The following is a 2187-nucleotide window of genomic DNA, read 5'->3' as shown; positions in this document are numbered from 1 at the left end:
GAGGGGTCGACGGTGCCGAAGATCAGCGCGGCCGTCGCGGCGCCGGTCTCCCCGCCGCCGTACCAGTTCTCGAACACCCCGGCCACCGAGTTGAGCCACGGCATGACCACCGGCGAACCACTGTTGATCACCACGATGGTGTGCGGGTTCGCCGCGGCCACGTCCGCGATCATCGTCTCGTCCGCGGTGGACAGGTCCAGCGTGGTCAGGTCGCTCTCCTCGCCCTCCGGAGCGCTGGCGTAGACGATCGCGTAGGTGGCGGACTGGGCCGCGGCGACCGCTTGTGGGATGTCGGTGGTGCCGTTGTCGTCGCCCGCGGTGTAGGTAACCGTGACATTCGGCCCGACCGCGTTCTGGATACCGGTCAGCGGCCAGACCGTGTTCGAACTGTCGACCCCGCCGCTGCCGCCGCCGGCGAGTTCGACCGCGGCGCCGCCGTCGGTGCCGATCACCGCGATCGACTCTTTGCTGCCGGGGTTCGGGTTCAGCGGCAGTATGCCGTTGTTCTTCAGCAGAACCGTGCCCTCCTCGCCGAGTTGCAGCGCGGTCTGCTGGTGCGCCGCGCTGGTAACGGTGGCGGACAGGGAGCCGCTGGCCGGGTTGTCGAACAGGCCGAAGGCGAACATCTGGGTCAGGATCTGGGCCACGCGCGTGTTGACGACCGCCTGGCTCAGCGTGCCGTTCGCGAGGGCGGCGGACACGGCGCTCGCGTCGGAGAACGGCATTGCTATGTTCATACCGCCCTCGGCGTCCGCGGCGGCGGAACCGGCGGCGCCCCAGTCGGAGGTGACGAAGCCGCCGAAGTTCGCCTGGTTGTCCAGACCGTCCTGCAGCATGTCGGCGTTCGCGCAGGAGGAAGCGCCGTTGACTACGGCGTAGGAGCACATCACCGAGGCCGGCGCGGACTGCTCGATGGCGCTCTGGAAGGGTGCCAGGTACAGCTCTTCCAGCGCCTGCTGGCTGACGATCTCGTTGTCGCCGCCGTTCGGGTACCGCTCCTGGTCGTAGGCTGCGGCGTGCTTGACCATGGCCATCACGCCCTGGCTCTGCAGGCCGTCGACCTCGGCCGAGGTGATCTGGCCGGCCAGGTACGGGTCCTCGCCGTAGGTCTCGTAGGTCCGGCCCCAGCGCGGGTCGCGCACCAGGTTGGTCGTCGGGCCGAGCGAGACGTTCACGCCCTTGCCGGCGAACTCCGCGCCCTTCGCCGCGCCTTCCTGCGCGATCAGCGTCGGGTCCCAGGTCGCGGCGGCGTTCTCACCGTCAGGGAAGGCCGTCACGCCGCCGTTGCCGTCACCGACTCCGGACGGGCCGTCCTCCATGTTGATCGGGGGGATGCACAGATTCGGGATACCGGGAACCTGGCCGATGTAGGACGAGGCGCCGTCGCCGGAGAGCAGGGTGGCCTCTTCCGACTGGTCCATGGTGTTGAGCACCTGCTGGACCCGCTGGGCGACCGGCGCGGTTGAGCCGACCCACGGGCAGACCCCATTGCCGCCGTTGCCGTTGCCGCCGCTGATCGGGGCGACGGTGGTCAGGCCGTAGACATCGAACTCGAAGATCGAGTAGCCCCACTGCGTCGCGCGCACCGTGCCGTACATACGGATGTACCGGTCGGTCACGGAGACGGTGAACGTCTGGTTCCCGCCGGCGCCGGTCGTCGTGGAGTAGACCGTGTTCCAGTTCGCATTGTCGCTGGACACCTGGATCTGGAACGCCGAGGCGTACGCGGCCTCCCACAGTATGCCCACGCTACAGATCTGGGTCTGGGAGCCGAGGTCGACCTCCAGCCACTGCGGGTCGCTGTACGCGCTTTCCCAGCGGGTGCCGGGATCGCCGTCGGTCGCGGCGGACGCCAGGTTGCCAGTCGGGGAATAGGTCGAGGAGGCCGTGGTCGGCTGGTCCAGCGCGAGGTCCTGCGTGCCGCAATACTCGGTCGGGCCGGTTCCGCCACCGGAGCTGCCGGAGCTGAAGACCTGGAACTCCCAGAGCGAGTAGCCGTAGCCGGTGGCCCGAGCAGTCCCGTACATCCGGATGTATCGGCCGGTACCCGTCACGTTCAATGTCTGCGTCCCGCCGGTGCCCGTCGTCGTCGAGTAGATCGAGTTCCAGGTCGCGCCGTCGGCCGACACCTGGATCTGGAACGCGGTCGCGTACGCGGTCTCCCATTGCAGCGATACCTGGCAGATG

General features: G+C 68.7%; 1 protein-coding gene. It reads right to left on the bottom strand.

The features are described 5' to 3' along the window. A partial coding sequence (locus VGZ32_RS00220; protein ID WP_326883671.1) for a glycoside hydrolase family 3 C-terminal domain-containing protein occupies positions 1–2187 on the bottom strand: 2187 nt, incomplete at both ends.

The sequence above is a fragment of the Actinocrinis sp. genome (genome assembly GCF_035938995.1).
Taxonomy (GTDB): Bacteria; Actinomycetota; Actinomycetes; order Streptomycetales; family Catenulisporaceae; genus DASZGI01.
This window is presented reverse-complemented; position numbering and strand designations above follow the sequence as displayed.